We start from the raw sequence: 2,889 nt of genomic DNA, 5'->3' as shown, positions 1-2,889 counted from the left end.
GAAGGATCTCCTTCTTAACCTCGTTGCTTTATTCCATATCTAATTTTCAAGGTGCGTTTCTTTGTTATCACCGCATCGCGGCGACAAGTAATAATATAGCACGTCCCAAAATAGAACGCAACCCTTTTTTTATAAAAAATTTTTTCAGCCAAATAAAGCCTTGCTCATGCTCCGTCTCCCTTCCCGTACCTCTTTTTCTGGGGTGTGATTAGCAAAATCAAGTTAGTAGGGAAAAAGCGGCGGAAAACCTTTTCTCGAGGAGCATTTCTAAAGAGAAAATGGTTTTGGAGCCGCTGGCCTGTCATCAGACACGCTCTAATCAAACTTGCATGGCAAGGCTTATCGAAATATAACGTTTGCTAAATCCACTTTGGCATATTCCCCTGGTCATCTAAACCAATATCCATTGGCACCTCTCCACTCCTTGAAGCCGTCCAGTTCCCGCTCCGCAAGCAGCCACACCCTCGGTTGATTGATAGAAACAATCAGATCACTTCCGTGGCAATCTCTATTTCTTTTTCCAGTTGTTCCATGGCTGCCTTTAACTTCTTATCATCCCAGTCAAACCATTCTCCCATCAAAGCAGTCACTTGCTTTTTCCATTTCTTGACCAAATCGATTTCAAAATGCATGGCTCCAATGCGCCGCGTAAAGAAATCAACTGGGCTTACAACCATTTCCTGTTCCAACCCATACATTAACGAAGCATACAAATGCGCAGGTAACCCCCATTTGTCTTGTTTTGGTTGCTTCTTAATCCATTCAAACACAGCGTCCACATTGGAACCATACCGACGAACTAAGGTTTCCGCTTCCCATTCCGACAACCCCAGTCGCCTACCAATCCCCACCTTGCTCTTCACAAAAGTGGCAAACCGTTCCGCTCCGCCTACTTCTCCACCCGAAACGCAAATGTATTGCGTAAAACATGACCGGAAGCGCCGCTTGGTCTCTTGCTGAATTTCTTTAGCCACAATATCCGTAACCCTTTGTGCAATTTTACGGTAACCTGTCAATTTGCCCCCCGTAACAGAAATTAAGCCAGATGGAGAGATGAACAATTCATCCTTACGCGAGATGCCTGATACGGGCTTCCCTTTCTCCACAATCAGCGAACGAACGCCTGCCCAGCAGGTTTCAATGTCTTCACCACGCAATCGAACGGGCGAAAATACCTCATTCACTGCATGGATCAGGTAGTCCCGATCATCGCGGGTAACTCGCGGTTGAGCCAAATCCCCGTGATATACGGTTTCAGTGGTACCGATATAGGTTTTGGCCTGTCTAGGAACCACAAAGATCATTCGACCATCGACATGCGGCACATAGACTGGGTGCCTGAGCGGCAGTTTCTCATGGGGAACAACCAGGTGCACCCCCTTCGTCAGCACCACTTTCTTATGATGTTTTAAGCCCTCTTTTTTCCGTACCTTGTCGATCCATGGGCCTGTGGCGTTGATCACCTTGCGGGCATACCAATAGAAGACCTTGTTTATCAGCAGATCTCGCACTTTGACTCCCACGATTCGCTTCTGTTCATATAGAAACTCTTCCACTTTCATATAGTTAAATGCTTTGGCTCCAAACCTTACCGCTTTTTTAATTACTTCAATGGTCAACCGGGCATCATCGGTGCGATACTCTATATACTCCCCCGCCCCCATCAGTCGTTCCGCCCGTAAAAGCGGCTCTTGTTCGACCAAATCATTTTTGGTCAACCAACGAAACCGCTCTTTTTTCTTCACTTGGGCAAGCTGGTCATACAGAGTCAATCCTAGCGTGGCAACATATTTACCAAAGTTGCCTCCTTTCATGACCGGCAGGATCACCCGCTCCGGAATCGTAATGTGAGGTCCGTTTTCATACACGATTTCCCGTTCCCGTCCCACTTCTTTGACCAGCTTAAATTCACCTTGCTTCAAATAGCGCAAACCGCCGTGAATCAGCTTCGTGGTACGGCCAGATGTGCCCGCCGCGAAGTCTTGCATCTCAACCAATACCGTTTCAAGACCCCGCGATTGACAATCCAAGGCAATACCTGCACCAGTGATCCCCCCTCCGATCACCAGCACATCTACTTGTCGTCCTCGCAATTCCTGTTGCGCATGTCTTCGGGATTTGACCGAAAAGGTGTTAATCATGTCGAACCCCCCTTTTCCTCACCTGCATTACCACTCTGAACGGACAATTCACCCCACATGTCCCTTTTCTGCATCTTTCTATTCCTTATCTTCTTGGGCCCTGGTGAAATAATTTATCGCAAAAAATAAAAAAGAACCCCTGCATCTCCGTTTATTTCAGCAACTGGAGGTCGAGTGGTTCTTGTCATTTCGATTAAGTTAGCTACAATGGCAAAGTGTATGATTCGGAATTGTCTCATAATTACATTTTAAAATATTCTGTTATTGATTTCAACTTAGCACCGCTGTTGTTTAATTAAAACAAGACAGTAACCGGGAACACTGGGACAACTTGGATTACCGAGCCGAAAAACGTTTATCATCAGATGCATTGATTCAAAACAGATCAGACCCGTTTTTCGATGGGGAACTTCTGCTTCCATCTCTCTTAGTCCAAAAATACGAACATGGGATAACTGATTTTTGCCCATAGGTAAAACACAGATTTAAACCAACTACACAAAAAAGGATGGCTCTTAAGCAAAGAGCCATCCTTTTATGCATTCCCTGAAAACTAAAGAGTGAGTGTCACGTGACCTGTGTTGAAGGGCTTAGTGCGTTTCGCACTTAGTCCTTCACGTCCCGCGAGCTTTGCTCGTCGGGGATTCCGTTTGTTTGCTCTAGAAAGAGCTCCTTAGAAAGGAGGTGATCCATCCCCACCTTCCGGTAGGGATACCTTGTTACGACTTCACCCCAATCATCTGCCCCA

At 46.1% G+C, this 2,889-nt stretch carries 1 protein-coding gene and 1 rRNA gene; both read right to left on the bottom strand.

The genetic code is table 11. The annotated features are described in order from the left end of the window. Positions 1–485: 485 nt before the first annotated feature. Entirely contained in the window at positions 486–2,141 is a 1,656-nt protein-coding gene (locus tag EDC32_RS16080) for a glycerol-3-phosphate dehydrogenase/oxidase (RefSeq protein ID WP_132223976.1), read from the bottom strand. A 677-nt stretch (positions 2,142–2,818) separates the two neighbouring features. Next, a 16S ribosomal RNA gene (locus tag EDC32_RS16075) occupies positions 2,819–2,889 on the bottom strand; the annotation flags it as partial.

Source organism: Laceyella sacchari (genome assembly GCF_004343255.1).
GTDB lineage: Bacteria > Bacillota > Bacilli > Thermoactinomycetales > Thermoactinomycetaceae > Laceyella > Laceyella sacchari.
The sequence above is the reverse complement of the archived record's forward strand: the minus strand, read 5'-3'. Positions and strand labels throughout refer to the sequence as shown.